Origin of the sequence: Paenibacillus sp. MAHUQ-63 (genome assembly GCF_028765165.1) — a bacterium.
In the GTDB taxonomy this organism is placed as follows: Bacteria; Bacillota; Bacilli; order Paenibacillales; family NBRC-103111; genus Paenibacillus_E.
Map to the genome: position 1 here is coordinate 1,099,048 of NZ_JARADB010000003.1, position 26,895 is coordinate 1,125,942.

A 26,895-nucleotide genomic window follows, 5' to 3' on the forward strand; every position below is an offset into this window, starting at 1 on the left:
GTTCACCGAATCACTTTTGAAAAGGTTTGTTTTCTCTTTGATGAAGACGATCTTCCTCCCGATATTTCCCAGGAGTCGTCCCTTCCGTCTTGCGGAATGAGCGGATAAAATTTTGCGGGTTCTTGTAGCCCAGCCTCTCGGCAACTTCGGTAATCGTCATATCCGTTTCGGTCAGCATTTGCTTGGCCATTTCAAGGCGATACGCGTTCAAATAATCACTGAAGGTGATACCGATGTGTTTGCGAAATACTTGCCTTAAATAATCCGGGCTGAAGTTCATGATTGAAGCGCATGACTCAAGTGTTAAATCCGTATGGTATTGTTCATGGATGATTTGCTTAAGGGTCTCGGAAATGCTATTAAACTGGCGCTTGCGCTTAGTTTCCAATTCCTGAATCAATGGCTCCACCAACTCTTGACAGAAAAACGCTTCAATTTCTTGAGGCGATTTCAGCTCAAAAAATTGATCGACTGCCGGCTTCTCCTGTGAAGAAGCTCTTCCGCTAATATCAAGTTCATGCTGCTGTGCGAACTTTAACAGCTCCAGCAGTACACCGACCAACGTCAATTGACACTCCCTGTAGCTGTAATCTTGCACCAGCATCACTTCCGTCACCAGTGCATGCACGAGCTCTTGCGCCTTCTGTTGGTCTGCCAAGCGGATGGCCTCTAAGAGTTGATTCTCCATATCTTTGGGAAAGATATATGTCGGTGACGCCGTTGTCCTCAAATCTTCAATATGCAGGACGACCCCGCTTCCTGCGCGGATCCGGTAATCGAGCGCTTCCAGACCTTCATGATAAGCGGTAGGCGCATCCTTTAAATCACTGAACACTCGGCTAACCCCGACGCTGGAATCCAGCTCCAGATAGAGCTTTACCGCTTCCTGAATGGATTTGGCATATTCTCGGCCTTCGTTCGCCAGGTCGAGAGAATCCCTCATGGAGGAATTGGCTAGAACAAGCACCACGGAGCGATTGAGCAGCACCGGATTCAGGCGGCGTTCTACCGGCACAACCTCGGCGATCATATTTTGAATTGCGAATAAGATCAGATCGTAATCTTTGGACTCGAATCTAGTGCCTGTCAGAGTATCAATTTGGACGGTGAGTGCAAGGAATTGATCATATTCCGCCAAACCAAATGATTGGAGCTTTTCTTCAATCTCCTGCCGGCTTAATGTGCCCTCCAACAACTGAATAATAAAATATTCGTTCAACTGCGTGGACTGCACGCGTAATTGATTTGTAATTTGCGATTGTGTCTGCACCATATTCAGAATCTGTTTGCTCATATGCTCCACCTCGTTGAGACTGCCGCTTGGCCCCCCATGCTCATCCTGCTTACTTAGCAGCTTATACATTTTGCCGATAGGTGAGTACATGCGTCTAGAGCCTATGATCGAAATGAGCAGCGTAAGAATAAACACAGCGGTGCAAGTTGCTATCGTTATTTTCGCAATGACACCTGTTCCTGCCGTAATATCGCTCGTCGGTACGACTGAAACATAGATCCACCCATTATAAGTCGACTTGGAATAGGTCACTCCGTACTTCTCATCACTGCTGTAAAAAAAACCGTTCAACTGCCCCGAAGATTCCGCCGAGGAGATCGGTGCTTTCGATGCCGCGATAACTTGAGCAATGGAATCATCAGCAGGCGTCAGAAGTTGAAACTTCTCATTCAATATGGCGATGCTGCCCAGTTCATTTTTACGTGTGATGAGTCTTGTAAGTTCATTTAATGATATATCGGCTGCAAGAAAGCCCTTGGGGTTACTGGAAAGTAACGGCAGTTTTTTGACAATACGCAAGCTTCCGACCGCCCCTGGTTCCGCTTTCAAAATAGACCAGCCGCTATTCTGAAAGGAGCTGAATTCCTGTTTTAATTGATCCCTCTTCGAGGTTTCATCTAAAGAAACGATTCCCCCTTGAGCGATATACCAGTTTTCTCGAATATTCACCATTTCAATTCTTCGAATTCTCGTTTCGTACGATTGCAGATTATTCATCTCATTCGTTATTGACTTGACCTCATTATATTTATTGATGGTAAAGGATATATCCATTGACTGAATAACCAATTCCGAGACAGCAAACTGAGTAAGAGCGCTATCGACCGATTTGATCAACTGCTCCGTCTGCATTTGCGTTTGCTCGAGAATCGTCTTGCTGCCCAGGTTCATTTTTTCTTTGACAAGCCCAGAGCTCTTATAATAAGAAACCACACCTAGAAATACGATAGGAATCGTCATGATTAACAAATTGTGCAATAAGATTTTGGTTAAATAACTGGAAAATCGAATTGGCATATGTATCTCCTACGGGAAGAATGTATACGTTTATTCATAGCATAAATATACAAACTAAGTCCACCCGCGATTGCTCTTTTGAGTTCTATAAATCGTTAGCACTATGTATGAGATTAAAGAAAAACGGCTCACTTCCAATTAAAAAATGGAAATAAGTCGTCTATATAATACACTGTTATGGGACCTTGTAAACCTCTAAAATCGATATGAAACGGCACACGAACTGCTTTATCTCCGTTAATGAAGCGATTAAACGATCCTCCCGATTATTTCAATGAAACAGGACTGCATCGGCAATCGGCTCCCTGTTTTATTTTACTTGCAGGAACTCGAGCACGGCACTGAGGAATGCGGTTTGATGCTCAACATTTGATAGATGAACTGTGGGCAATATGAGCAATCTCGCATCAGGTACGGTCTTGGCGATTAATTCACTATGTTCGGGAAGCGTCACCGTATCATTCTGCCCTGCGATAACCAAGGTCGGACTGCTGATTAGCGCGGCAGTCTGGCGCATATCCATGTCGCGGATAGCAGCCCAGCTTCCTGCAATTCCCTGTGGACGAGTAGCAAGCACCATCTCGCGAAACGAAGTTACGAGCGAGGTCTCCGACACCAGCATATGCGAAGGGAACCAGTTCTTCATGAACATATCGGCGAATTCAGGAAGTTTCCCAGGCTTCAGGACTGAGGTGATCAAGTCCTCCCATTGCTCGGCTGGCCCTAGGTAAGAGGAAGTATTGCTTAGAATGAGCCGGTCAATCCGCTCCGGAGCGTATATACCTAGCCATTGAGCAACGGCGCCGCCAAGCGAAAGCCCGAGGAAATGCACTCGTTCGATTTGCAGCGCGTCGAGCAGCTCGATTACATCTTGTCCCAATCTGTCCAACGAATACGGACCGTCAGGCGTATCCGAGTCTCCATGTCCCCGATAGTCATAACGAAGAACGCGGAAATTCTTTGAAAGCTCACGGATTTGTCCATCCCACATGTTCATTGAGGTCGCGATGGAGTTCGCAAGCACGAGTACTGGCTTGTCGACCAATCCATCAATCCGATAAGCAACCCGAACTCCATCTCCGGTCGTAAAATAGTTTAACCCCTCCGTGCTGCTCGTTTTAGTTATTGTCATTGTTCTCAGTCTCCCTTTTGGTTTATAGTGACATTTTATGGGATCTGCTCTACAATTTAAATAAGAAGATTAAGGAGTTTGGGGCTTAAAACCTCATTTCTATAGGTGTTTCGAATTCAAACTTTATAAAACTGAGGTGATCTGTTTATGGACCACATCGATTTAAAGATACTGTCCATTCTTCATGATAATGCCAGAATTACGGTTTCAGAGATGAGTCGAATGATTGCCATGTCGCAACCGGCTGTAACCGAAAGGCTTCGGAAATTGGAGGAACGGGAGGTCATAACGGGTTATCGTGCGGAGATTTCCCCTTCCAAGCTAGGTAAGTATACAACAGCATTTGTACTGTTCAAGTCAAATAACTGCAAGGAATTCGAAACCTTCAGCGAAGCGGCCCCTGAAATCGTCGATTTCTATAGAACCAGTGGAGAGTATAATTACTTGTTGAAGGTTGTAACAGAAACAGGCGAAACGTTGGAAACCTTCCTTGAAGCTTGCAACACATTTGGGTTTTCAACGACCCTTGTCGTTCTTTCAACTCGATTCGAGGATAAAAGCCTTGTGGCAAGCCCTGAAGCATCAAACGTCATTCCATTGATTCAGTCAGGAGAAAAACGAGATTAAACGATGATTTGGAGACTGAACTTGTTTGACATGTTAGATTCGTTTAATTGTACAAACTCGCATCTTTTATTTCTTCTGGCTGTATTTTCATCTTACGTCATCATTCCTCATTCTTTTTACTTCTTCAAATTCTAAGTCCTCGAATTGCTATTTTCTTTCCTTTGTGCTCTTTTAATATGGGTTTTAGAACTGAGATTGCTCTTTTCTGACAATTCGTTACTTTTTCAACGGCAATCTGTCCTTTTGCTCAATTTATCTTGAGTCTTACCAAATAAGGTGGACACCGATTCATGATTCAACCAGCTTCGAATTAGATATAGCGTTTCTATAGGAATCTTAAGTTTAATAAAAAAACAAGGAGCAGTTCAGTTGAACTGCTCCTTGTTCATTGAACTCTCGTTCCCCGATAGTTCAATCTCAATTACTCTTGACGACATTGTTATCAATTTCAAAATCAAAAACACACCGCCTATTGGGAACGAGTGTGTTTTTTGATTGGTGGTGTGAATGACTTCATTTTAGTCACTGGCCGGCCATCTGCTTGCGGTATTCCTTGGGGGAGACTCCCGCTATTTTGTTGAACATATGTGTGAAATAATTAGAATCGTTGAATCCGGTGGCCTCAGAAATTTCGAATATTCTCATTTCTGTGCTTTTCAGCAGAAGCTTCGCTTTCTGTACGCGCAAGTTCTGGACATAGACGGTTACACTTTCACCGGTTTCCTTTTTAAACAGATTGCTGAAATAGCTGGGGTTCAGATGGACATGGGCTGCAACCTCAGCCAAGCCGCATACTCCCATATATGATTCTTCAATAAACCGAATGGCCTGCTTGACCGGATTATTATTCTTGCTAGCAAGCCAGTTATTGTGGGACTGCAGGAATTCATGGATGTATCCCTTCAGCCATTCTGCAATTTCCTCCGGCGTCGCACATTTGTAGACAGAATCCCACTCTATAGGGCGAACGGCCATTTGCCATTCGGGAAACTGGACCTGCACCAGCCGGAGAATGGCAGCAGCCAGCAGCAGCGCTTCGATCTTTGCGGTTTGCGGGGGTAAACAGCTAATCCGGACGGCTTGCCCCTGCATCTCCCGGCTTAGCAGACTGTTATCCTCCGACATTAGCCAGGTTACAATTTCCTTCTCCTTCTCGTATAGCGCTGTCTGGTTGAGCAGTGAATCATTGGCAGAACCGTGATCCCTATCCCCTTCCCGGCAATACCGCCTGTAGCCCTGATGTAATTCCTCCGTACTAGCGCACAGCCCTTGACCGATGCATTCAAGAGCCAACCTCAGATAATGATGGACCGAATCGGCGAGTAACTGCAGCCATGAGGAGGATGTATCCGGCCGGGATGCACTCAGGTCCACCAATAAAGCCCACTCCGAAGCGTTCAAGGGAAACAACCGAAAGCCGCCAGGAAACCATTTATTCAAGTGCTCCCCGGCTATATTGGCGAAAGCAAACTGCAAAAGTGGCACATCCTGGTCTGAATAATGCTTATCCGGTGGGAAATAGGTAGGAATACGGAGAAAATGCAGCTCGCATTGCTTCATCCGTTTCAGCAGAGCCTCCACCTCTTCACCGTTGCAGGGCATACCCATGATCGCCGAGCGTAGCTCGCTGTCTTCATGCTGGCGCTTCCAGCCCTCCACCAAGAGCTGGGACTGGCTTTCTTCAATCAACTGCACATAAATCCGGTCGAGTACGCTTAAGATATCCGTTTCCACACAAGGCTTCGTGATAAAGTCCAGCACCCCGAACTTGACGGCGGACTGGGCATATGAGAAATCCTTGAATCCGGTTACAATCACAATTTTCGTTAGCCAACCGCGGCTTCTGATTTCCTCTGCCAGCCGCAGACCATCGATATGGGGCATCCGGATATCGGTCAACAAGAGATCCGGGACACATTTCTCCATCATTAACAAGGCGTCCCGGCCATTTCCCGCTTCCCCCGTCACCACCCACTCGGCAGACCGCTTGCCCACCAGCCTCCGCAGCCCCTTACGGAAGTTAGGCTGGTCCTCTGCAATAAACATCTTACCCTTCATCCGTTCCCTCCTCATGACTCCCCAGTGTCCCGGACTTAATAGGAAGCGTCATGTGAACAACCGTTCCTTTTCCTTTACTGCTGGTAATTTCCACTCCATAAGCGGGTCCGTATACCAGTTGAATGCGCCGCAACACACTTTTGTAGCCGATTCCCGTCTTATTGCCGTCCGGCAGATCAGCCTCCGCTTCTGTCAGAATTCTCTGGGTTTCTTTATCCATGCCACATCCATTATCGGCTACCTCGATATGCAGCGCCTCATGAAATAGGAACGCTTTAATCCGCAGCACTCGGTCACTCTCCATATCACGGAAAGCGTGCACAAAAACATTTTCCACCACCGGCAGCAAGAGGGATCGCATCATCCGCAGATTCAGCAGAGACTCCTCAGCTTGAATAATGGTTTCAATCTCGCCGGTGAACAGCTCTGTCTGGATCTTGATGTAATTGCGGATCTGATGCAGCTCTTCGCCAAGAGTCGTATCCGTCTGAACAGATTTAAGGGAATACTTCAACATCTCCGAGATGGCGTTGATCAGAAGCGCCGCCTCCTCTTGGTCGTCGCTGTACAGCTTCCAATACAGCTCGTTGAACAGGTTGTGCAGATAATGAGGGTTCAGCTGTGCCTGGATGGCCTTCAGCTCCGATTCCCTCTGGCTGATTTGCGCCAAATATACCTTATTGATCAGCTCGCTCACTTGCTCCGCCATGCTGTTGAAGCTGTCCCCGATGTAGCCCAACTCATCGCCGGAATCCACTCTGACCCGGACCGTGAAATCGCCGGAACGCAGCAATCGCAGTCCCTGCATCAGATGGGCCAGCGGAGTCAGGAGCGTCCGGGTGGAAATCGTAATAAGCAGTGCACTCAGCAGGATCACGCCGATTCCGGCAAATGCCAATACCTGAATGATGTCTTTATTTTTCCTCTGTATCTCTTGCAAGGAAGCCCCTCCATATAGGGTAAATCCTGCCGGAATCAGCTCGTGGCGGACAAACAGATAGGAGATGCCATTCATTTTGACATAACGGGGATAACTTGCTTCAGTCAGTTGCAGGAGTTGCTCCATCTCGCTCTGGTCGGTATTGGAGTAGAGTATACCGCCCATAGGCTCCAGCAGCAACACCTTGCCTGTACCGTTCTCCGTAAGATCCCGCAGCACCTTGGATACCAGGCTTTCCTCCATCACCAATACCATGGTGCCATACGGGATCAGCTTCTCATTAAGCATCCGTCTAGCAGCAACCAGAACCGTTCTGCGTCCGTCGGGATCAATGGTGCTGGCCGCCTCGGCCCGGCCCCAGACCATATTCCCCCGATGGGGCTTCAGCTTTTCCATCATCCTGTTCAAGTCATCCGTTCCCGGCTCTCCCGACGCACCGACTTTAGAGAGAACCGTCATTTCCCCATTTTCATTGTATAAGAACACGGAACGGATAGACGGAGCATCCACCAGCAGCATATTCAACTGCTCTTCCACATACTTACGGTTCTTGAATTGGGTGTAAGAATCGCTTACCGGAACGGTGTTCTCCTTAAGGAACAGTTCGATGTTCGGATTCAGGATAATGGATTGGGATACCCGGTTGATTTCCTGGAAGGACACCTCCAGTCGGGCCAAAGCCTGTTCGTTGGCGATGGAGAACTGCCTGCTGATTTCCCCCTCCATTAACTGGATATTTGACCGGTAAACCATCCAGCCTGCCAAGGCAAAGGCAAGAGTTACCATACACGAGAGCAGCACGATCAGTTTGATCTTAAAGCTGCCCTTAATTTTTCCGGCTATATTCCCCGGCCAGCTTGTGGGATGCAGTCGGCTCCCCTCCCCCTTGAATTTCATATTGTATTATAAAACGCTTCCTTCCAAGCAAACAAGGTTTTCATTTTACCTGTCTACGTAGGAAGAAAGCGCGTCACGCTCCGGTCCGGTTTACCCGTATTATGTTAAAGCTTCATATAAGGCAATAAGAGCAAGGGACTGCCCGTATGCCATCGGCATGATGGTAATATTTTTATAATGATCTTTATCCATTCCCATACCGGTTCCAGCCGACACATTCAGCACGGTTCCATCCCCGCTGATATTTTGACAAACTGCCTGGATGGCCTTGTCTGCAACAGCCTGATAGGAGGAATCCAGAATACCGGCTTTTATGCCTTTTAAGATACCCGCAGCAATTGCGGCCGATCCGGATACCTCTTCATAGCTGGTTGTGTCTTGCAGGACTGTGTTCCAGAGACCGGAAGCGGCCTGGAGCGGAACGAGAGCATTGATCTGAGCTTTATACGTATCAACCAGAAATTGACGGACGCCCGGGTTAATCGTATCCTGACAAGTGTCCAGGTAATCCACAAGGCCGTAGGTGAACCAGGAATTGCCACGGCACCAGAAGATACTGCCGAAATTATCATTGCGCTCGAAACTCCAGCCGTGGAAGAACAGTCCGGTATGTTTGTCGAACAAGTACTTAATATGGAGCAGAATCTGGTGTACGGCTTCTTGCTCCCACTCCGGCCGATTGAACTTTCGCCCAGCCTGGTTTAGAAACAGAACCGCCATAAAGAGCGTATCAATCCATAACTGCCCATTATGCAAGTGGATTCCATCCCGGTTACCAATGGCAGTGACTGTATGCTGGAAGCCGCCCTCTTTGGTTTTGGGCAGCTCATGAACGAGCCAATCCGCGTGATCCCGGCATAGTTTTTCCAGCTGGTTGGAAGGCTCATATTGATCCAGGAGCAGAACCAGAGCCAAATAAGGGGCGGTCGTATTAATGTTTTTTGACGGCAGTCCCACCTCCAAATTGCGGGAATACCAGTTCTGAAAAAACGCCATATACCGGTGATCATTGTAATACTTCTGCAGCTTGTACAGACCATAAAGACCAACACCTTGTGGCCAGTCCCATTCTTCAATTCCGAAATCCCGTTGGACAATTCCTTTCCTTGTATCGGCCTGGACCACGGTTTTATCCTTTTCATAGTCGCTACCGCCCAGATTCATAAGCTTGTCCACTACCAGTTCGATTTTTTGAAGCAGCATCTCATTTGTCATGATTCATATACTCCTTCTCATTTAAAATGTTCCGAAAGCAAACTTGGCCCAGCCTTTGCCGAACCAAGTCCGCATTCACCCTACTATTCTTGGCCCTTCAACCCTTACTTGTGTTGGGAGCGGACCATCTCCAGGATATCCTTACCCAGGAAGGCTCTGTCCTTATTTTCTTTGTACCAGGTATTCATGAATTCCTCAATCTGTTTGCCGCCGCCTCTCTCCCAGGCAGCTTTGGCATCTGCAACGGCCTGCTCAGGGGTATATTTGACCCCGCCGATAATGCCTTTGGTATAGATGTCCTTCATTTCCTTGTCGACATTGGTATTGATCACAACCAAATCGCTCGGCAGGTTAGGCATATGTTCGTAGTGACTTAGCGCGGGATACTGGGCCTCGGGATTAAGCAGAAACTCGTCAGCTTTCTTCAACATTTCTAGACCTGCCTTCTGAATAGGATCACTCACGTCGAACGCAGTGGTGGAAATCAGAAGCGGATTCTCGGGGATCGAGTAGAACATGGTGTAGTCCATGGCCCAGTCCAGTTCCTTGGCATTCTTCGCAGGATCAATGACCTTAGGAAAGCCGTCCGCACCTTTTTTCCAATGTTCTCCCTCCACTCCTTTTTTCAGAATCAGACCGTTCTCCGGCTTGATCATGAAATTAATATATTCCATTGCCGCCTTGGGATTTTTGGCATCAGCATTGATCACCGTGGTCATCTGAACCGGATTGACCACATGATGAACGAATTGCCCCATGGGAGACTTAGGCTGCGCCATCGGCGCAATCTCCGCCTCCGGAACAACCTTGCGGAGCGTTTGGAGGTCCGTTACCGTACTTTCAAACCAGTTGCTTACAACAGGAGGGAGATAAACGCCTATTTTTCCGTTCAGATAATCCTGCTTGGCTTTGGCCCCATTCTTGTCCGCCAGGTAATCCTTATCGATAAGCCCTTCCTCAAATAACCTTTTCTTGAATTTAAGAGACTCCAGCGTATTTTCCCAAGTCCTGATAATTTTGTCATCATTGGAGATTTTCCAGCCGTACGAGCCGAACATGGAATCCACCATGCCGTCCGAGGTGTAGCTCATGTTGGTTCCATAAGTATCCTTCTTGCCGTTGCCGTCAGGGTCCTGCTCAACGAATGCTTTCAGAACGACAAGCAATTCGTCGGTGGTCTTCGGAACCTCCAGCTTCAGCTTTTTCAGCCAATCCATCCGGATAAAGGCTACACTCTGCAGATGGGGCTCGTTAATTTTACCGATCTCGTAAAGCTTGCCGTCCGGCTTGGTGCCTATTTTGCGAAGCTGCGGGTACTTTTCCAGCAGCTTCTGGTATTCAGGCGCATATTGCAAGTAATCGTCCAGAGGCATCAATTGCTTCTGCTGGTACAGGGAATTCCGGAACCCCGTATCAAAATCATTGACAATATCCGGCGCACTGCCCGATGCGAACAGCACATTCAGCTTCTTGACTGACTCCGCCCGGGCCACTGGCACATACTTAGCCGTAACGGGAGAATGTTCATTGATCCACTTGGTCCAGCGATTCTCCTCAACCGTCCCCTCCGCTGCGGGAATATTGCCCCTGTCATAGTTGGAAACGGTAATTGTCGCTTTCCCTTCTGCTTGTCCCTTTGTCCCCTCTTCCTTTTGACTGCAACCAACTGCCCCTGCTGCCATAACCGCCGACAGTCCCAGTGCCAACGTGATCTTCATTCTTGGTGCTGATGTTTGTCTAACCATGTGGAATCCCCCTCAATCTATGATTGATTTCGTTATTGCCGCTAACCTTTGATAGAGCCAAGCATAATACCTTTGACAAAATACTTCTGCAGGAACGGGTATACCACCAGCATGGGCACAACCATAACCATAACCCCAACTGCTTTCAGCTTTTCGGATACCATTTCCTGCTGCTGCATCATATCCATGGCCGACATATTAAAGTTCCCCTGAATTTGCAGCATCCCCTGAACGATAACAGTAAGATTTTGCAAATTCGTCTTACTGATATAAAGAATAACGCTCATGAACATGTTCCAGTAGCCCACCCCGTAGAATAACGTCAGCGTAGCCAGCATGGGAAGAGACAAGGGCAATATGATGCGCAGCAGCAGCTGGACCTCGCCGCAGCCGTCAATCTGGGCGGAATCCACCACTTCTCCCGGGGTGCTCTCAAAATAGCTTTTCATAATCAGCATATTATAGGTGCTAATCAGCCCGCCAAGCCAGAGAGACCAGTACGTATTGGTTAAATGTAGGCTATTCATGACCAGATAAGTCGGGATCATGCCTCCGCTAAAGAGCATAGTGAACAATGCGGCGGTTGTGATCGGCTTGCGAGCATAGAGGTAACGACGGGATAAGGGATAAGCCGTCAGCACTGTGGCCAGCATGCTCAAGGCCGTTCCGCATAACGTAATGATCACGCTGTTGGTAAAGGCGCGCAAGGCCGGTGTATTCTCAAAAAAGTATCTGTAAACGGTGAAATCAAGCCCCACCGGCCAGAACCAAACCCGACCCAAGTCAACCGCATGCCCCGAGCTTACGGAGAGCGCAATCAGATGCAGGAAAGGTAGGATGCAGGTGAGCGAAATAATGATCAATACTACGTGAATAAAGCTTACAAAAATTTTTCCGCCTGTAGATTCCCTCAAGAGGAATTCCCTCCTTTCTTCAGAATAATCCCTGATCAAATTTACGGGCCAATGCATTGGCAGACAGCACAAGCACCAGGCCGACAAAGGATTCAAACAAGCCCATGGCTGTAGTCAGGCCAAACTGCGCCTGCTGCAGTCCCACTTTGTACACATAGGTGCTGATGACTTCCGCATTCTGCAAGACAGTGGGATTCTGCAAATTGTAAACCTGGTCAAACCCTACTTCCATCAGACGGCCCATCCCAAGAATCAGCAGTAGGATAATCGTAGAGCGGATGCCCGGCAGGGTGATATGCCAAATTTGCCTAAGCTTTCCTGCACCGTCAAGCCCTGCGGATTCATACAAGCTGGGGTCAATGCCGGAGAGAGCCGCGAGATAGATAATAGCTCCGAAGCCCATCTCCTTCCACATGCCGGAGCCGATAAAGATGGCGATCCATGAGTTTGAGCGGTACAGGAAAGGCACCGGTTCCATCCCCCATTGACCCAGCAGCTTGTTGATGGTGCCGCCGTCGATGGAGAACAAGGTCAGGATAATGCCTGCAACGATAACCCAGGACAAAAAATGAGGCAAATAAATAATGGTTTGAATCCAGCGCTTCAGCCAACTCTTCCGGACCTCATTCAAGGCAATGGCGATAATAATCGGCGCAGGGAACCCGAAGATCAGGTTCAGAACGCTCAGGGTAAGGGTATTCCAGATAATTTGCAGCGTAACGCGGGACTGAAATAAAATCTCGAAATATTTCAACCCCACCCATGGACTTGACCATATGCCATCGTGAAAATTGTAGTTCTTAAAAGCGATCACAAGACCGCCCATAGGGAAGTAACGGAATATCAGATAATAAAGCACTCCAGGTATAAGCATGACAAGTAGCGGAATATTTTGCCGAAACCGCTTTGTCTGGTAAAAAACCTCTTTGGCTGCCGGTGCTCTATCCGTTCCTACGGCAGCAGGTGTTGTTTTCATGGCTCCCCCTTCTTTCCTGCTGAAAGTGTTTGTTGGATGATATGCTTATAATGTACCGCGGTTCGTCTATTCCGAGCCTTAAGAATCTTTAGGTCTTTCTGTGCGATTTTTGTTTCTCCTTCCAACGAGCAGAAGTCTCCCCGAAATGGGCAGCATCCTCATTCGTAATCCCTCTTTGCAGAACAGCACTAAATCTGCGGCAAAAAAAACAAGAAGCCGAGCGGATCTTCCTGCTTGGCTCCTTGGTTTTTACCTGTTGTCCACTCAACTTTTAGTTGCTGCGCCAAGCTATAAAGCGCGTGAGCATGGCGGATACTTCCGCCCGGGAGACGACACTTGTAGGCTCCAGAAGGTTTCCTGGTTTGCCGTTAAGAATACCTGCCGATACAGCCCAATCGATGGCATCATTTGCCCAGGCGGACACTTCGCCGCTGTCCGCAAAGCTCTGGCTATTGCCGCTTGCAACCGGCTTTCCGGCGTAACGGTACAGGACAGTAACCAGTTGTTCGCGTGTAATGGAAGCTTCAGGGCTACTGCCATCGCTGATCCTGGATGTTGTAGCCCAGTCTTTCGCCTTGCTGTACCAATTTTCACCGCCTTCGGTCTCAACGCCATGCAAACGGGCCAGCACGGTATATAACATGGCGCGACTCAAGGATACATCGGGAGCAAAGACACCTTGCTCCGTTCCGAGCAGCCATCCACGGCTTGCTACGAAGGCAATCGCCTCCGCAGCCAAGTGGCTATTGGGCACATCCTGGAAAACAATCCTATTATCGATCAGTTTCACCGTCATATTGCCCTTGGCTGTAAAGCTCAATCCGGCTTTGGTGACAACCGTTCCGATCACTTCCTTTGTTCCGTTATCCCGAACCTTATAAGCCACCGTGGAAACAGAAGCATTCTTGAACGGAATTGTGACCCGCGCTTGTGCTACGCCTTCTGGCAGATGGACAGTCGCAGTTACTCCCCCAAGAGAAGTCTTGTCAGTTTCAACCTTGACTCCCTGCGGATCCGTGGTGACAGAGCGGCTGCTTCCATCGGGCTTGCTCACGGTCTCACGCTTGCTTCCATTCTGCTTGGTGACGACTTCGGTAATTGTACCATTACGTTCTTTCGTTACAACTTCACGGTCGCCGTTCGGCCAGACCGTAGTCTCCGTCACCGTACCGGTTGTCTGATCGGTGATGCTGGTCGTCGTGCTGCCATCCCCGTTTGTGACCCCAGTAGACGGCGTAGTTGGGACGACCGGATTGCTGCCGCCAATTTGGAGATCTCCGCCGCTTTCACCGCTGTCGTTATCATATACACCCACAGTTACCACACAAGAAGCTGTGAAGCCGCCGTCTTCAGTAGTTACCGTAATAATGGCTTTACCAGAGGTACGAACCGTCACAAGACCGTGTTCATTCACGGTAGCTACAATCGGATTGGAAGTGGTCCAGATCAAGGTTTTGTCCGCTGCATCAGCGGGCTCCACATTTGCGGTAAGCTGGACAGTCGAATCCCCATGGTTGGTATACAGATGAGCGGTGGTCTGATTCAGGCTCACCCCGGTGACATGCACCGGCTGAGTAAAGACCGTAATGGTCAAGACCACATGAGGACTGGCTTTATGGGTAGCAGTCTCAGAGTAACGAACCCAATACGTCCCGGGTGAGAGATTTGCGATGGAATCCCCTTCGGCACTTAACCAGGTGCTCCCATTGTCGGAGGACCATTCCATGGAGGAGGTGACCCCGGTGATGCGTCCATCATTGGCGCCAACCGCTGATTCATCGGTGTGCTTGAGCCCCTCTGGCGCAGCCTTCGGTCCGCCGGTAACCATCGCTTTAAAATCATCAAAATCGATGGAGGCGTTGGCATAGCCATCGACGCCGAAACGCTGGCCGGTCAGCTTCTCGCCGCCTGTATGGCGGAAGTTGTAGTCAGCAGCCACCTCAACATCGTCTATATAGACGGTATAAGTCTTGGCGTCCCCGTTTGCCACCATTTTGATTTTGTACCATGTATTGTACTGAAAGTCTTTGACTTTGACCTTCGTAGACGGTCCGTTCTGGACTATAATTTTACCCGTATCAAAAGCCGTGACCATGGAATAATTGCCCGTACCGCTGTCATTTCGCATCATGGCGCCATTGGCGTACTGGAAGCTGGTGTTTAGTCTGGCGCGATATTCAATGACGATGCGCTGGTCCGCCTCAGCCTTTACCTCGCCTGCATACGGCAAAAACAAGTTTGCCTTGCCCGAAGCAGCGGTTGTGGTCAGCCGGAGGAATTTATTACCGGCCTCTTCCTGTACAGTGGCGCTAGCCCCATTGGTCAGATCTTCGGTGGTAATGCCATAAGGGTACTTGCCAACCGTATCGCCGGAGAAATCCCGGTAAGCGTTATAGATAACGCCGTCCTGAATGCTGTTCAGCGAACTTAACAAAGCTGCTTCCGCTTGAGCAAGCTTATCCAGTTCCTCGTCAAACTGTTCTTTGCTCAGATCGGCGTTTATGGCCATCTCTTCCGCCTTATTGACTTCGGCCACGAAGGAATCATACTTGGATTGGCTATAGTTGCCCAGCCCATCGCCCAAAGGATAAGAGAAGTTGGCCAGCTTGTTGCGGAGTTGATTCACAATCTCGTCAAGGCCCCATCCCGGAATAACGTTTACGGCAATGGTGGAAGGAACATCACGGCCATCCAACTTCAGGGTGACAGGCACCTGAACAGTGCCAAGCGAGCTGAAATCAAGCCCCTCCAGTTCCCAACTAGCAACCTCGGCCTTCTTCGACTGGCTGTTGTAGACAACATCAACAACGCTAGGCAGTTTAGGAGCCACTCCGGAAGGAGTCTTGACTACGGTGGCAATCTGAACCGCATCGGAAGCGGCAATAACAGTCAAGTTGAGCGCTGCTTTCTTGCCGTTATATTCGGCTGTAAGAAGCGCTGTGCCAGGTTTAATCGCATATACCGATTGGATCACAGAATCCGACTCCATCCTGGCCACCCCAGGATCGCTGCTGGTAAATTGGGCAGCCGCTGTCACATTCTGAACCTCATAGTTGTTATAGCGTGCCGTTACCTGCAATGACCCGCTTGTCTGCCCGCTGGTCAGGACGCTGTCCAATCCGCTGATGGCAACGGACTGCACAGCTTTAGGCTGCGCAGCAACGGTAACCGTGGCTGTGGCCGTTTTTCCGTTATATGTGGCGGTGATTGTTGCACTGCCCGCACTTACAGCCTTAACCCTAACGCCTCCGTCAATAACGGCGACCTTCGTATCGGAAGAACTGAAGATTGCTCCTGTGTCAACAGGGGTATAGGTAGTGCCTGTTACGGTATACAGGGGCAAGCTGCGGGTTTCACCTAACCCCAAGGTGTACCCCGGGGCATCGAATAACATTTCCGATGCATCCAGTTTAAAGATATCCATGCTGTCGATTTCGGCAAGGTTGTTCCCCTTCGAGAAGCGGAGGATATTGTTGCCTTCTCTAAGATAGACTTTCGCCGTGGAGAGCCCCCAACGATTCAGGCCGGAATAGACGATGTTCAAATTGACGCCGGAGCTCCCATTGACCGACAAGATATGGGAGGCATCGGCCGCATTAGGTGAGCCGTTGGCATTGCGCACGGACAGCATATAAAATCCCGCCTCCGGCACGTTTACGGTAAACTGGGCATAATCGTTGGCGTTCTTGATATTGGCGACCTTCATCCCGCCGGAAGCAGTGCTTTCTAACCGGACAGCGGGAGAAGTTTCACCGCCCGGAGCTTTCACCAACAGCGCGTTTTCCGCTTCATAGCGCTTCCGCACCGGCTCACCCGAAGGCTTGGCAATCGGTGTGTTCGGATCGGCGGGCTCTCCCAGGTTCGGCGTATTGTCTGCTTTCCAAGTAAATTTCTGTGTGTGGACTTTGCGGGTCCATCCCGATCCCGACCAGCGGGCGGCATGGTAGACGATCCAGTCCTCTGTGCCATCAGGAGACGTGACGATGCTGTGGTGGCCAGGGCCGTAAACGCCATTGGCGCTGGTGAAGATCGGCGTGTCTTTTTTCTCCCAGGAGTCGGGATTCATCAAATCGTCGCCGATCTTGGCCGTGATCAGCCCGAGGCAATAACTGTCTGTCCAGCTTCCGTTTGCAGAATAGACCAGATTGATCGTGTCGCCCTTAATCGTGACTTCCGGACCTTCATTGATTCTGGCCGGGGATGATTCCCAATCATATTCAGACGTCGAGAGCAATACCCGTTCTGAACGGATAGTCCGTGGGTCACTCATCTGCGCAATATATAAATTCTGGAAGCTTCCGTCCGTTTCTTCCCAACCGGACCAGATGAAATAGTGTTTCTCATTTACAGTCAGCACAGTGCCGTCAATCGCCCACCGGTCGGTAGAATCAGTAATCTTCCCTTTGAACTCCCAGGTGCCTGTTAACGGATTTTCACTATCGTTCTCCAGCACGTACATGCGGTGGTTTGCATTAGTTCCGTTGTCAGCCGCAAAGTAAATATACCATTTGGATTTGCCGTCTGTATCCTTGAGATAGTGCATTTCAGGCGCCCAAACATTGGAGCTGTACATGGTGCCCTTAACCGGCGTCCAGGCCAGGCTCCTCTCGCCTGCCTCAATGCCGGTGATAGTTTTCGCTCTGCGGATCATGATGCCACTGGAATTGGCAAATACGTTGTAATAATAGCCGTCTGTGTGCTTGTAAACCCAGGGATCGGCTCCTGTCTGCATGATTACATTGTAGAAATCCGACACATTCTTTCCCTCCTGCACAAACGTCGAATCCGTCTTAGCTGTCTTCGGTTCTGCCGCCGCAGCCATTCCGCTCCATTGCGGCAGCATCAGCAGTACTGCAAGACAAAGCAGCAGATGTCTGAATTTTTTTTTGACCATGTACAATCCTCCTTGGAATCATATCATCCTGTTGCCAATGGCCTTCCGTTCATGCTCACCTGGTAAAGCCAATAGATTACCCGCAGTACGAACTGTAGAGGCACCACCCTTCAGCCCTGATGAGCTGCGCAGCATGTTCAGCAACACTCTAATCGCCTCTGCTCTTGTTGCTTGATTGCCGGGAGCGAATCGGTTTCCTCCCTCGCCTTCAATAATGCCCCGGTTGCTCAAGGCCGCAACGGCACCCCTCGCCCAGTCAGGAATAGCCGTGTCATCCGTAAACCCTGTTGTTGTAACCATTTCGCCTGACTGGTCCAGGGCGTTGGCAATCATCTTAGCCATCTCACTGCGGGTAATCTCAGCATCCGGGCGGAAGGAACCATCCTCGTAACCGGAAATGATCCCTCCTTGCACCGCTTGCGCCACGGCATTCAGCGCCCATGCGCCGATTTTCTCCTTATCGGTGAACGTTAGCGGTGCGCTGTAGAGGGTGTTCCCTTGCAGCTTGAGCGCATTGATGAGCATGGCGGCAAACTCGGCGCGCGTTACGGTTCGATCCGGCTTGAACGTACCGTCCGGATAACCGCTGACGATCCCTAGATCAATCGCTTGTTTGACATCGGCCTCCGCCCAGTGTGCCGCCAAGTCACTCAAGCTGGCCGTCGGTTTCGGAGCGATCAGGCTTGGTGCCTGATCAGCGCCGAATACTGCAAACTTGGCAACGTAGTTCACCTTCACGGTAATAGAAGTGGTCTCACTGACTTGTCCCCCTATTTCCCTCCAGTTTCTTCGCGCTTCGTCATAGGAGAATACAGTCGGCTTTTGACCCTTCTTTATTCGGGTTGGATCGAAAGTAATGGACAAAGTGATCTCCTTATCGAAATCCCCTGAAAAATCCTTCCAAATCTCGAACACCGGACTGACCAGCACATCTTTGTCTGCAAGCAGCTTTTGTGTGTCTGTTATCCTGCTGATGATAAGCTGGAATTCCTTTCGGGAAGCTCCGGCAGGGATCTCGATCTTAATCTCATTACCTATGCCGAATTCGCCATTCTTATCTGCTGGAACCGCAAATTTGCTGCTATTCGCAGAAATAACCCCTTCGCTCGTTGGTTTTGATGGTGAACTGCCATTGGAAGAATCCCCATCAAACGAACCTCCTCCAGAAGAACCATCCGAATTTTTAACCGACCATTGTGCATACAGGGTCAGATCCGCCCCACTTATTGTGAATACCTGGCCTTCCGTGTAGCTGGCTCCGCTGCCATCCGCCCGTACATTCCAGCCGGCAAAGACATAGCCCGGCTTCTTCAGATTACCGGTGTTGCCATAGACTGATACTGTGACGCCCTGCTCATAGCTGCTGTCATCTATCGGCACAAGGCCGCTTGCCGCGCCGTTACCGTTATAGGTCACGCTGTAGGATGGCGTTCCGAATATCGCCGTGATCATCACCGCCTCGTCTGGCATGATGAAGGTATTGCCAGTCACATTCAGTCTACTGGGACTATTCACCTGCCAGCCCTTGAAGAGATAACCGGGATCTGGTGTAGCGGTTAAGCTAATGGCCGTATCCTTGACCGCTGACGATACACTGGCGCTAGCAGTGCCGTGTCCCTTGGTTGCCACTGTAATACTATGGTTAGCCGAAGCATAGCTATCCACCACATTGACACTGAGCACAGCCGGATTCCCCCGATCAAACAGGACAGAGAAGTCCGCCTTATCGCCGCTCCTCAACCCCAATCCGGCCATAGCCTCGCGCTTGATGGTCAATATATCCCCGCTAACTGTATAACCGTCTGTTCCCAGTGTGCCACTGTATACGGCACCTGTTACTGTTGCTGCGTATACCACCCCGGTCACAGACTTGGCTTCATTCCATAAGATGCCGGTGCTTACATCCCCGGGAACATAAAGATCATAGGTAGCCTTTTCAGGACTAACATCCGCATCCTTCTTGAAGACGGTAATGGTGAAGTCCTTGGAGTAGTTCACACCGATGTCGCTTCCTTCTTCAATCGTAGCGGTGACAATGACCGTTCCCGCTCTTGTGGCGGACAGCACATTCCCATCCAGGGTAGCTCTTGTTTGCCCGGCATCCTTGATGCTCCAGGAGATAACTTTACGTGTGGCCCAATCCGGTGAGACTGTTCCGAAGAGAGTCAGTTCCTGCCCTGCCTTCGCTGCCGCCGGGACAGTAGTAATGTCTGATACCGCGTGGAATGTAGTATCATAAAGGTTGCGAAGCTCTATCTTAAACCGCTGGTTGTCTTTCCCCTCATCATCGGCTAACCGCATAACAGCGTTATTTCCTTTGGACGCTTCATTTACCGTAATCACCTTTCCATTGCTTTTGTTGATCACTTTGTAATAATCGCCATCCTTTTCCAAACGCCATTGTTCAGTATCGGAGGGAGTGGGGGCAGCTTCAATAGTCTGATTTAGAATAAGTTCTTGCATATCCGAATCAGGCTTGATATCGAGGAAGCGTGCGCCACGCATAACTAGGATCCGGTAATATCCTGTTCCCAGATCCAGGAATCGTGCCAATTGACTATTGGTATCGCCATTGGAATATTGGATAACAGCCGCTCCCTGATTGTACTTCTCACCTGCCACACTCAGCGCCTTGCCGCTATGCTTCGGCTGGATCTTCACCATCTTCTCGGGGGTAAGTTCCCTGGCCGTAGTACTCATGAATCCCCCGCTGAATTTATCCAGGATCAAACTGTCAATATTGAGCTGTCCGGTATCCCCATCCTCACGGCGGAATTCAATGCTATTCTTCCCGGCTTCCAGATTGACCGTCTCGGTCGCATCCATCCAGGTATCCCAATTCGCTGTTGGCGGAAAGGAAACTTGCTTGACACGTTTGCCGTTCACATACATGGTCATAGTACGATTCGACGACTCTACCCCCGAATAGCGCAAGGTTGACGTATAGGCCGCTGTATTGGGGACATTCACTTCAAACCTGATAGAATCCCCTTTTTTCTGGAATAAGCCGACATACCCGTTGCCTTCAAACCATAGACGGTCTCTTCCGATACCCACCGTGCCTGAGAGGGCTGCTTCCTCTGCCTGATATTTCCATGGCGTACGCTTATTCAAATGAATATGATCGATATGGATGACACCTGAATCTCCGGTTGTACTCTTATAGGTGATGCTGTTTTTCCCTTTGCTCAGGGGAACAGTTACAATCTGTTCCTTCCATACCTTGGCGCCTCCGGAGTAGGGAAGGACCAAGTCCTGCACAGGCGTGCCGTTCACCTCCAGTGACAATGTTTTGCCGCCTTGTTCTGTGGCGTAACGCAGCTTGAGATCATAGGAGGCCGCATACTCGGCATCAACTGAGAATTCCACGGACGAGTTCAATTGGGACAGACCGCTCACATAGCCGATTCCCGTATTCCCATCTTGGGCATGAACGATCCCGGAATCCGTCCCGCCTGTCGTTTTAGCGGATTCCGCCTCATACGTCCAGGTCGCCGCTTCGGTAACGGTGATATAATCCAGATTGACATTCGCCGTATCACTGTTGTCATACTTATAGGTAATGACATTGCTTCCCTCTTTCAGGAATACATTGTCATATCTGTCGGCCCATTTGTTCCATTCCTTCAAACCGAAGAAATTCGCTTGTTTGATCTTGACGCCATTCACATACATGGTCAAGGTTCGATCGTCATCAGTTCCAGTGCCATAAGCCAGCTTAACCGAATAGCTACCCGCGTGAGGCGTGTTTACAGTAAAACTGATCGCCGCATTCGGCTCCGTAAACCCTGTGACAAAGCCTGAACCGCTATATCCCGTATGATCTTGAGCAATTCCCGTGCCGCCGGACAACTCTGCGTCCTCCGCTTCATACAACACGCTTTTCTTGGCAATGATAGCGTCCAGCCCCAATGCGCTTTTGCCGGAAAGACGTACGATGTTGCTACCTTCATTCAGCCGGATGTTGTGAACGGTTTGTAAGTCGAAGTTCAGCTTGTTCTCCGGTCCGGCATTAGACGGGAATACAAGCGCGGTAGGAGCCTCCTGGTTCACGTCCAGTGTCATGGTGATCGGTTCTGTCGTATTGTTGTTGTAGCGGAAGTCCAGTGAATAAATCCCCCCTGTATTCGTGTTGACTGTAAACTCTACATAGTCGCTTTCATTGCCATTGCTGTACCGGGCATAGCGGCCAGACGAGGCATAGATGCTGTTCATTGTTGCTCTTGCAGCCCCTGATAATTGCGCATCTTCCGCTTCATAGACTTCGCTCTTCTCCTCCCCGGAGGGGCGGCTAAGCACGGTGCCGGGGTTAGAAGGGATGCCCAGATTGATGAAGTCATTGTCGTCCCAATTGATCCGCTGGGCGCGAACCTCTCTGTTCTTGCCGCCTTGACTATGGGTCGGTATGCCATGGTATGTAATCCAGTCCTCTGTGCCGTCTTCTGATTTCAGAAATAACGGCGAGCCAGTCGAATAAGAACCGTTTTCATCCGATCGTTTCATGATCGGCTCGGGATATTTATTCCATGCCGCTTCATTCTCCACACTTTGGGCCAAATCGGCCCAGGACAGGCCCACCGCATAGTTATCATGCGTGTAGCTGCTCGCGGAATAGGCAAAATAAACTTTACCATTCCGCTCCACCACGGCTGCGCCTTCATTAACATTATCAACATACTTCTCCCAGTCGTAGGTCGGCCTGGCTAATGTAAACTCTTCGCCTTCCAATGTCCACGGGTTTTTCATCTTGACTATTGTGGGACATTCATCAAATCTCTCGTTTCCCGTTTTTGGATCTATATAATAGAAATATTTGGTATAGGTAAGATACCTCTGTCCATTGATGGTTACAAAGCCGGTAGGCAGACCATAGCTTTGCGTATTCAGCAACCCCTGTTGGGGTGTAAGTCCGTCTCCATTATCATATGTTCCCTTCAGTTCCCAGGTCCCTTCAAATGGGTCGGACGAGCTATTCTCCAGAACATAGGAGCTGGGATGACCATAAGCAAAGCGCCCCGCTTTATCACTATTCTTCGGACCGGAAGCAAAATAGATGTACCATTTGCCATCGATTCTGTGTGCATCAGGCCCCCATATAAATTCCAGGTTCTCAGGTAACTTCCATACTTCTTTACTCTTGGCGGTGGAAACGCCAAGAATGGTTTCATGCCGTTTCAATACAACATTGCCATCGCCTGCAGCGGAATAATAGTATCCATCCTCCTGCCGCTCAATGGTGGGGTCGGCTCCTTTCATCAACGGGTTTAGATAATGGGATGACACATCCGCATAGGCGATATTTGTCAACATCATTACGATCAGTACCGCCGCCAGGGGCACAGCAAACAACCCAATCCTCCTCATTGCAATAAATTCCTCCTTTTGGAATTTTATGTGGAGCTTTTACTGACAGGGAATGATCGCCCAAAAATAAACCGCTTTCATTTCCACTAAAATCTTTGCTCCATGGATGCTTTCACTGTACTTTGATTCCTCCACTCCAAGCCTTAAGAATCTTTAGGTCTTTCTGTACGATTTTTGTTATTTAATTAAATCCGCATTCAAACGGATTATGAGACAGCGACACATTTGTTCACATGAAATTTCACAAGAACCTGTGGGATCCGGAGGGATATATGGGGATGCTACTCCCTGCATCCAGTACCTTTTGAAGCCACCAAACAGCCGCCCATGTGCATCTTGCCCGTAGCATGGAAACGGCAGCCGACCATGACATGGCCGGCTGCCGCGGTGTCTCCATTGAGCTATCGTGTCCCGTTGCAAGTTTTTCGATCACAACCAAAGACTCAATCGTTGAGCAAACTAAACCCCTGTCCACCTAACCGGACAGGGGTTTATGTAAGTGAACCGTGGCTAGCAAAAACCCGCCGTCGAGTGATGCTTAGATTGTTTGGGGAGGCTGCTAACCGTAGCAAACGGAGTCGTTCCATTAGCGTCTGCTATCGTCCCCCGGCTTAAATCAGGCCGGATTTTTGCAAAATTCCCTGAATAATTGTGGCAACCTCAGCTCTAGTAATGTAATCCTTTGGTGCAAGCTCATTGCCACTTCTACCTGATACAATGCCAGCCTGTACATTGTCCGCGACGCTGCTCAGCGCCCATGCAGATACTGCTGCCATATCTCCATAAGGACGAAGTATTGCGTCTGTCGATTGAACAGAAAGCTTGGCTTTCAGGCTAGTGATCGCCATCGCTTTGGAGAGGACAACCATCGCCTGTTCCCGCGTAATCCTGTCCATGGGGCGGAAAGTGCCGTCTTCAAAACCGCTGATCAAGTGGTACGCATAAGCAGTATTGACAACACTGCTATACCAATCTGTCGATTTCACATCCGAGAATGGTGTTGCTCCATTCTCCAGCTTGAGTCCCAATCCGCGAACAATGATGGCTGCAAACTCAGCGCGGGTAATATCGCGGTCCGGACTGAACATACCATTGCCAGTACCATCAATGACCATCCGCGATCCCATGTCGCCCACTGCTTGTTTTGCCCAATGGTTCGCCACATCACTAAATTCGAGCGGATGCCAGACGACAGAATACGTGCTATTCGTCAAGCTGTTGATTTGTGCGTAGTATTTGCCATCAATCACGACAATCTTGGTCGGTACATGACGAACGGTTCCGTCCGGCTCAACAACAATCCCTGTGGTAATCTTGCTGGGGTCAACAACATCTGGAAGCGCAATAGTTCGTTTCACATAGGCATTAAACTTCGATACTTCGATAGTCTTATCTCCGTAGGTGCCTCTCACCGTAAAGTTTAGCGGCGGTGCGACCAATGTGAACGTTCCCTTGGCTGCCGCGTTCTCAACAACGTTCACCATATCTGTTGTGGGTACGGCGATTTCGATTTGTACCTCGATGTCTTGCAAGGCTACCGACTTGCCGACTTGTTCGGATATGGTGTTAATATTGATTTGTTGCGCTGGAATTGTATAGGTCGCACGATCAGTTTTAATCTCAAGAACAGCTTGCTCGTCCTCCATGTTTTTCACCATCTGACCGTTCAGTGAGCCAATGACCATATCGGATTTATTGTTTACTGGAATCACAACCACAGCATTTTGACCTTCCGTCGCAAGCTTGTCCTCCAGTTTTTTCTGATCAACAAACACTGTTGTTATGGTTTGACCGTTTCGTTGGGTTGTCGTTGCAGTTCCCGCATTCTCCGCTTTACCGTTGACAAGTATATCTACATCAGTATTCGTTTTCTCCGGTGTCGTTGGAGTACTAGGCGCGGATGGCGTATCGCTATCGCTCGTGCTGTCACTGAATGGCGTTTGCGGAATGACCGCATTCGATTCAGCGGAGGGTGCACTTTTTCCTATACCATTGATCGCTTTCACCGTAAACGTATAGCTCGTTCCATTCGTCAAACCTGTAATAACAATCGGGCTTGCTGCTCCTGTTACGGCTACATTCCCTGATGAAGCTGTTACTTCATACCCTGTAATCGCACTTCCTCCGTTGTCGGTTGGAGCCATAAAGGTAACGGTGGCTTCTCCGTTTCCATATATTGCCGAAACATTCGTTGGTGCTGCCGGAACAGTTGCAGGAGTAGCGTTTGCCTGATTCGATTCCCCGCTCAAGCCTCCCGAGTTACCTGCTTTCACCATAAAGAAATAGGCCGTGCCGTTTAGCAAGTTTTGTACATTGTAGGTAGAGGAAGTGACGGTAACAACTGTAGCGTTACTAAACTGACTTGAAGCAGTCGCCATATAAATGTTGTAATACGTCGCTCCCGTTACCGTATTCCAATTTAGTGTAACCTTACGGTCTCCTCCGGTAGCCACAAGGTTTTGCGGATTCGGGAGAGCGTTCGGCAAGTTCACAGTTTGTGTCACTGTAAACGTCACATCCGTCATATGGGTTGCCGATAACGTTAACGTTGCTGTATATGTGCCGGCTGGCAAGCCGTCTTTCGCTTTAACCGTAAAGCTTGTCGCGGTCGCTCCGCTCATTAACGTCGAACTTGGTTGCGTAATCACAAAATCGCTAGCATGAATGCCGCTAATGTTTGCCGACAGATTCGACAAATCGCTCGTGCCGGTATTTGTTACATCGATGGTTTTTGTCTCTTGGGTACCCGAAGCGTAACCTTGAGTAAGTGCAGTTAACGTTTGATTAGTAATAGCAGCAATCGTATAGGTAGGCGCGATATTCACCGCGACCGCAGCGATGTTGCTCGTTGTCGTTGCCGTCTTCGTGCCGTTCACGCTGTTGTTCGTGTTGGTCACGATAACATAATAGTAGGTCGTGCCTGCCGTTGTCGTCGGTGCGGCATAGGTTGAGCTTGTTGCACCGCTGACAGCTGTGCCGCCGCTCGTGCTGTTCGTCGTATTGCTATACCACTGGTAGGTCAGCATTCCGCCGTCGCTTACGCTAGCTGCTACGCTCAAGGTCGGGCTGCTGTCGCCTTCGTTTACCGTTGCACCCGTCGGCTGCGTATCAATGCCCGGCGTTGCCGCATTGGTCAGCGGATTCACCGTCAGAGTTGCCGCATTGCTTGACGCATTCCCCGCTGCATTGGTGACCACGACGGTATAGCTGCCCGCATCGCCCGATTGCGCGTTTGTGATGCTTAGGCTCGCCGTCGTGGCTCCGCTGATGTTTCCGCTGTCTGTCAGCTCATTGCCGTCTTTCTTCCACTGGTAGCTAAACGGCGCGTCGCCGCTGGCGGTTACACTGAACGTTGCAGTCTGCCCCTCTGTCACTGTCTTGTTGACCGGCTGACTTGTGATCGACGGTGCCACGGGCGCCGGATTCACCGTCAGAGTTGCCGCATTGCTTGACGCATTCCCCGCTGCATTGGTGACCACGACGGTATAGCTGCCCGCATCGCCCGATTGCGCGTTTGTGATGCTTAGGCTCGCCGTCGTGGCTCCGCTGATGTTTCCGCTGTCTGTCAGCTCATTGCCGTCTTTCTTCCACCGGTAGCTAAGCGGCGCGTCGCCGCTGGCGGTTACACTGAACGTTGCAGTCTGCCCCTCTGTCACTGTCTTGTTGACCGGCTGACTTGTGATCGACGGTGCCACGGGCGCCGGATTCACCGTCAGAGTTGCCGCATTGCTTGACGCATTCCCCGCTGCATTGGTGACCACGACGGTATAGCTGCCCGCATCGCCCGATTGCGCGTTTGCGATGCTCAGGGTCGCCGCCGTG

At 49.7% G+C, this 26,895-nt stretch carries 12 protein-coding genes; 1 reads left to right on the forward strand and 11 read right to left on the reverse strand.

What is annotated here, in order from left to right; all coding sequences use genetic code 11:
* Nucleotides 1-10: 10 nt before the first annotated feature.
* A complete protein-coding gene (locus tag PUT07_RS20800; protein ID WP_274470323.1) occupies nt 11-2,311 on the reverse strand; it encodes a helix-turn-helix domain-containing protein in 2,301 nt (766 codons plus the stop codon).
* Between the two features lie 310 nt (nt 2,312-2,621).
* A complete protein-coding gene (locus PUT07_RS20805) occupies nt 2,622-3,443 on the reverse strand; it encodes an alpha/beta fold hydrolase (protein WP_274470324.1) in 822 nt (273 codons plus the stop codon).
* A gap of 147 nt (nt 3,444-3,590) precedes the next feature.
* Between PUT07_RS20805 and PUT07_RS20810 the strand changes: the two genes are divergently transcribed.
* Complete coding sequence (locus tag PUT07_RS20810; protein ID WP_274470325.1) at nt 3,591-4,070, forward strand: Lrp/AsnC family transcriptional regulator; 480 nt, start codon at nt 3,591-3,593, stop codon at nt 4,068-4,070.
* A gap of 522 nt (nt 4,071-4,592) precedes the next feature.
* On the opposite strand, the gene PUT07_RS20815 is transcribed toward PUT07_RS20810, so the two are convergent.
* The 9 genes from PUT07_RS20815 to PUT07_RS20855 form a co-directional block, all read right to left on the reverse strand.
* Nucleotides 4,593-6,128: a response regulator transcription factor gene (locus PUT07_RS20815; RefSeq protein ID WP_274470326.1), complete on the reverse strand. Its 1,536-nt coding sequence runs from the start codon at nt 6,126-6,128 to the stop codon at nt 4,593-4,595.
* Nucleotides 6,118-7,965, reverse strand: a complete 1,848-nt coding sequence (locus PUT07_RS20820; RefSeq protein ID WP_274470327.1) for a cache domain-containing sensor histidine kinase — start codon at nt 7,963-7,965, stop codon at nt 6,118-6,120. The genes PUT07_RS20815 and PUT07_RS20820 overlap by 11 nt, the downstream gene beginning before the upstream one ends.
* A gap of 99 nt (nt 7,966-8,064) precedes the next feature.
* Nucleotides 8,065-9,180 carry a glycoside hydrolase family 88/105 protein gene (locus tag PUT07_RS20825; protein ID WP_274470328.1) on the reverse strand — a complete coding sequence of 372 codons (1,116 nt, stop codon included), beginning with the start codon at nt 9,178-9,180 and terminating at the stop codon, nt 8,065-8,067.
* A gap of 104 nt (nt 9,181-9,284) precedes the next feature.
* The gene (locus tag PUT07_RS20830) at nt 9,285-10,925 is read right to left on the reverse strand and encodes an extracellular solute-binding protein (RefSeq protein WP_274470329.1); all 1,641 of its coding nucleotides are present in this window, start codon (nt 10,923-10,925) and stop codon (nt 9,285-9,287) included.
* A 41-nt stretch (nt 10,926-10,966) separates the two neighbouring features.
* Nucleotides 10,967-11,839 carry a carbohydrate ABC transporter permease gene (locus PUT07_RS20835; RefSeq protein ID WP_274470331.1) on the reverse strand — a complete coding sequence of 291 codons (873 nt, stop codon included), beginning with the start codon at nt 11,837-11,839 and terminating at the stop codon, nt 10,967-10,969.
* A gap of 19 nt (nt 11,840-11,858) precedes the next feature.
* Nucleotides 11,859-12,815 carry an ABC transporter permease gene (locus PUT07_RS20840; RefSeq protein WP_274470333.1) on the reverse strand — a complete coding sequence of 319 codons (957 nt, stop codon included), beginning with the start codon at nt 12,813-12,815 and terminating at the stop codon, nt 11,859-11,861.
* Nucleotides 12,816-13,086: 271 nt separating this feature from the next.
* Nucleotides 13,087-17,709, reverse strand: coding sequence for a family 43 glycosylhydrolase (locus PUT07_RS20845; protein WP_274470335.1), 4,623 nt, complete (start codon nt 17,707-17,709; stop codon nt 13,087-13,089).
* A gap of 18 nt (nt 17,710-17,727) precedes the next feature.
* A complete protein-coding gene (locus PUT07_RS20850; RefSeq protein ID WP_274470336.1) occupies nt 17,728-23,073 on the reverse strand; it encodes an S-layer homology domain-containing protein in 5,346 nt (1,781 codons plus the stop codon).
* A gap of 611 nt (nt 23,074-23,684) precedes the next feature.
* Nucleotides 23,685-26,895, reverse strand: a 3,211-nt coding sequence (locus tag PUT07_RS20855; RefSeq protein ID WP_274470337.1) for an immunoglobulin domain-containing protein, incomplete at its 5' end; no start/stop codon positions are given.

Bases quoted from the DNA above. Each gene is read 5' to 3' on its own strand.
- PUT07_RS20820 (WP_274470327.1), bottom strand. From the start codon at position 7,965: ATGAAATTCAAGGGGGAGGGGAGCCGACTGCATCCCACAAGCTGGCCG.
- PUT07_RS20840 (WP_274470333.1), bottom strand. From the start codon at position 12,815: ATGAAAACAACACCTGCTGCCGTAGGAACGGATAGAGCACCGGCAGCC.
- PUT07_RS20815 (WP_274470326.1), bottom strand. From the start codon at position 6,128: ATGAAGGGTAAGATGTTTATTGCAGAGGACCAGCCTAACTTCCGTAAG.
- PUT07_RS20800 (WP_274470323.1), bottom strand. From the start codon at position 2,311: ATGCCAATTCGATTTTCCAGTTATTTAACCAAAATCTTATTGCACAAT.
- PUT07_RS20805 (WP_274470324.1), bottom strand. From the start codon at position 3,443: ATGACAATAACTAAAACGAGCAGCACGGAGGGGTTAAACTATTTTACG.
- PUT07_RS20850 (WP_274470336.1), bottom strand. From the start codon at position 23,073: ATGAGGAGGATTGGGTTGTTTGCTGTGCCCCTGGCGGCGGTACTGATC.
- PUT07_RS20810 (WP_274470325.1), top strand. From the start codon at position 3,591: ATGGACCACATCGATTTAAAGATACTGTCCATTCTTCATGATAATGCC.
- PUT07_RS20845 (WP_274470335.1), bottom strand. From the start codon at position 17,709: ATGGTCAAAAAAAAATTCAGACATCTGCTGCTTTGTCTTGCAGTACTG.
- PUT07_RS20830 (WP_274470329.1), bottom strand. From the start codon at position 10,925: ATGGTTAGACAAACATCAGCACCAAGAATGAAGATCACGTTGGCACTG.
- PUT07_RS20825 (WP_274470328.1), bottom strand. From the start codon at position 9,180: ATGACAAATGAGATGCTGCTTCAAAAAATCGAACTGGTAGTGGACAAG.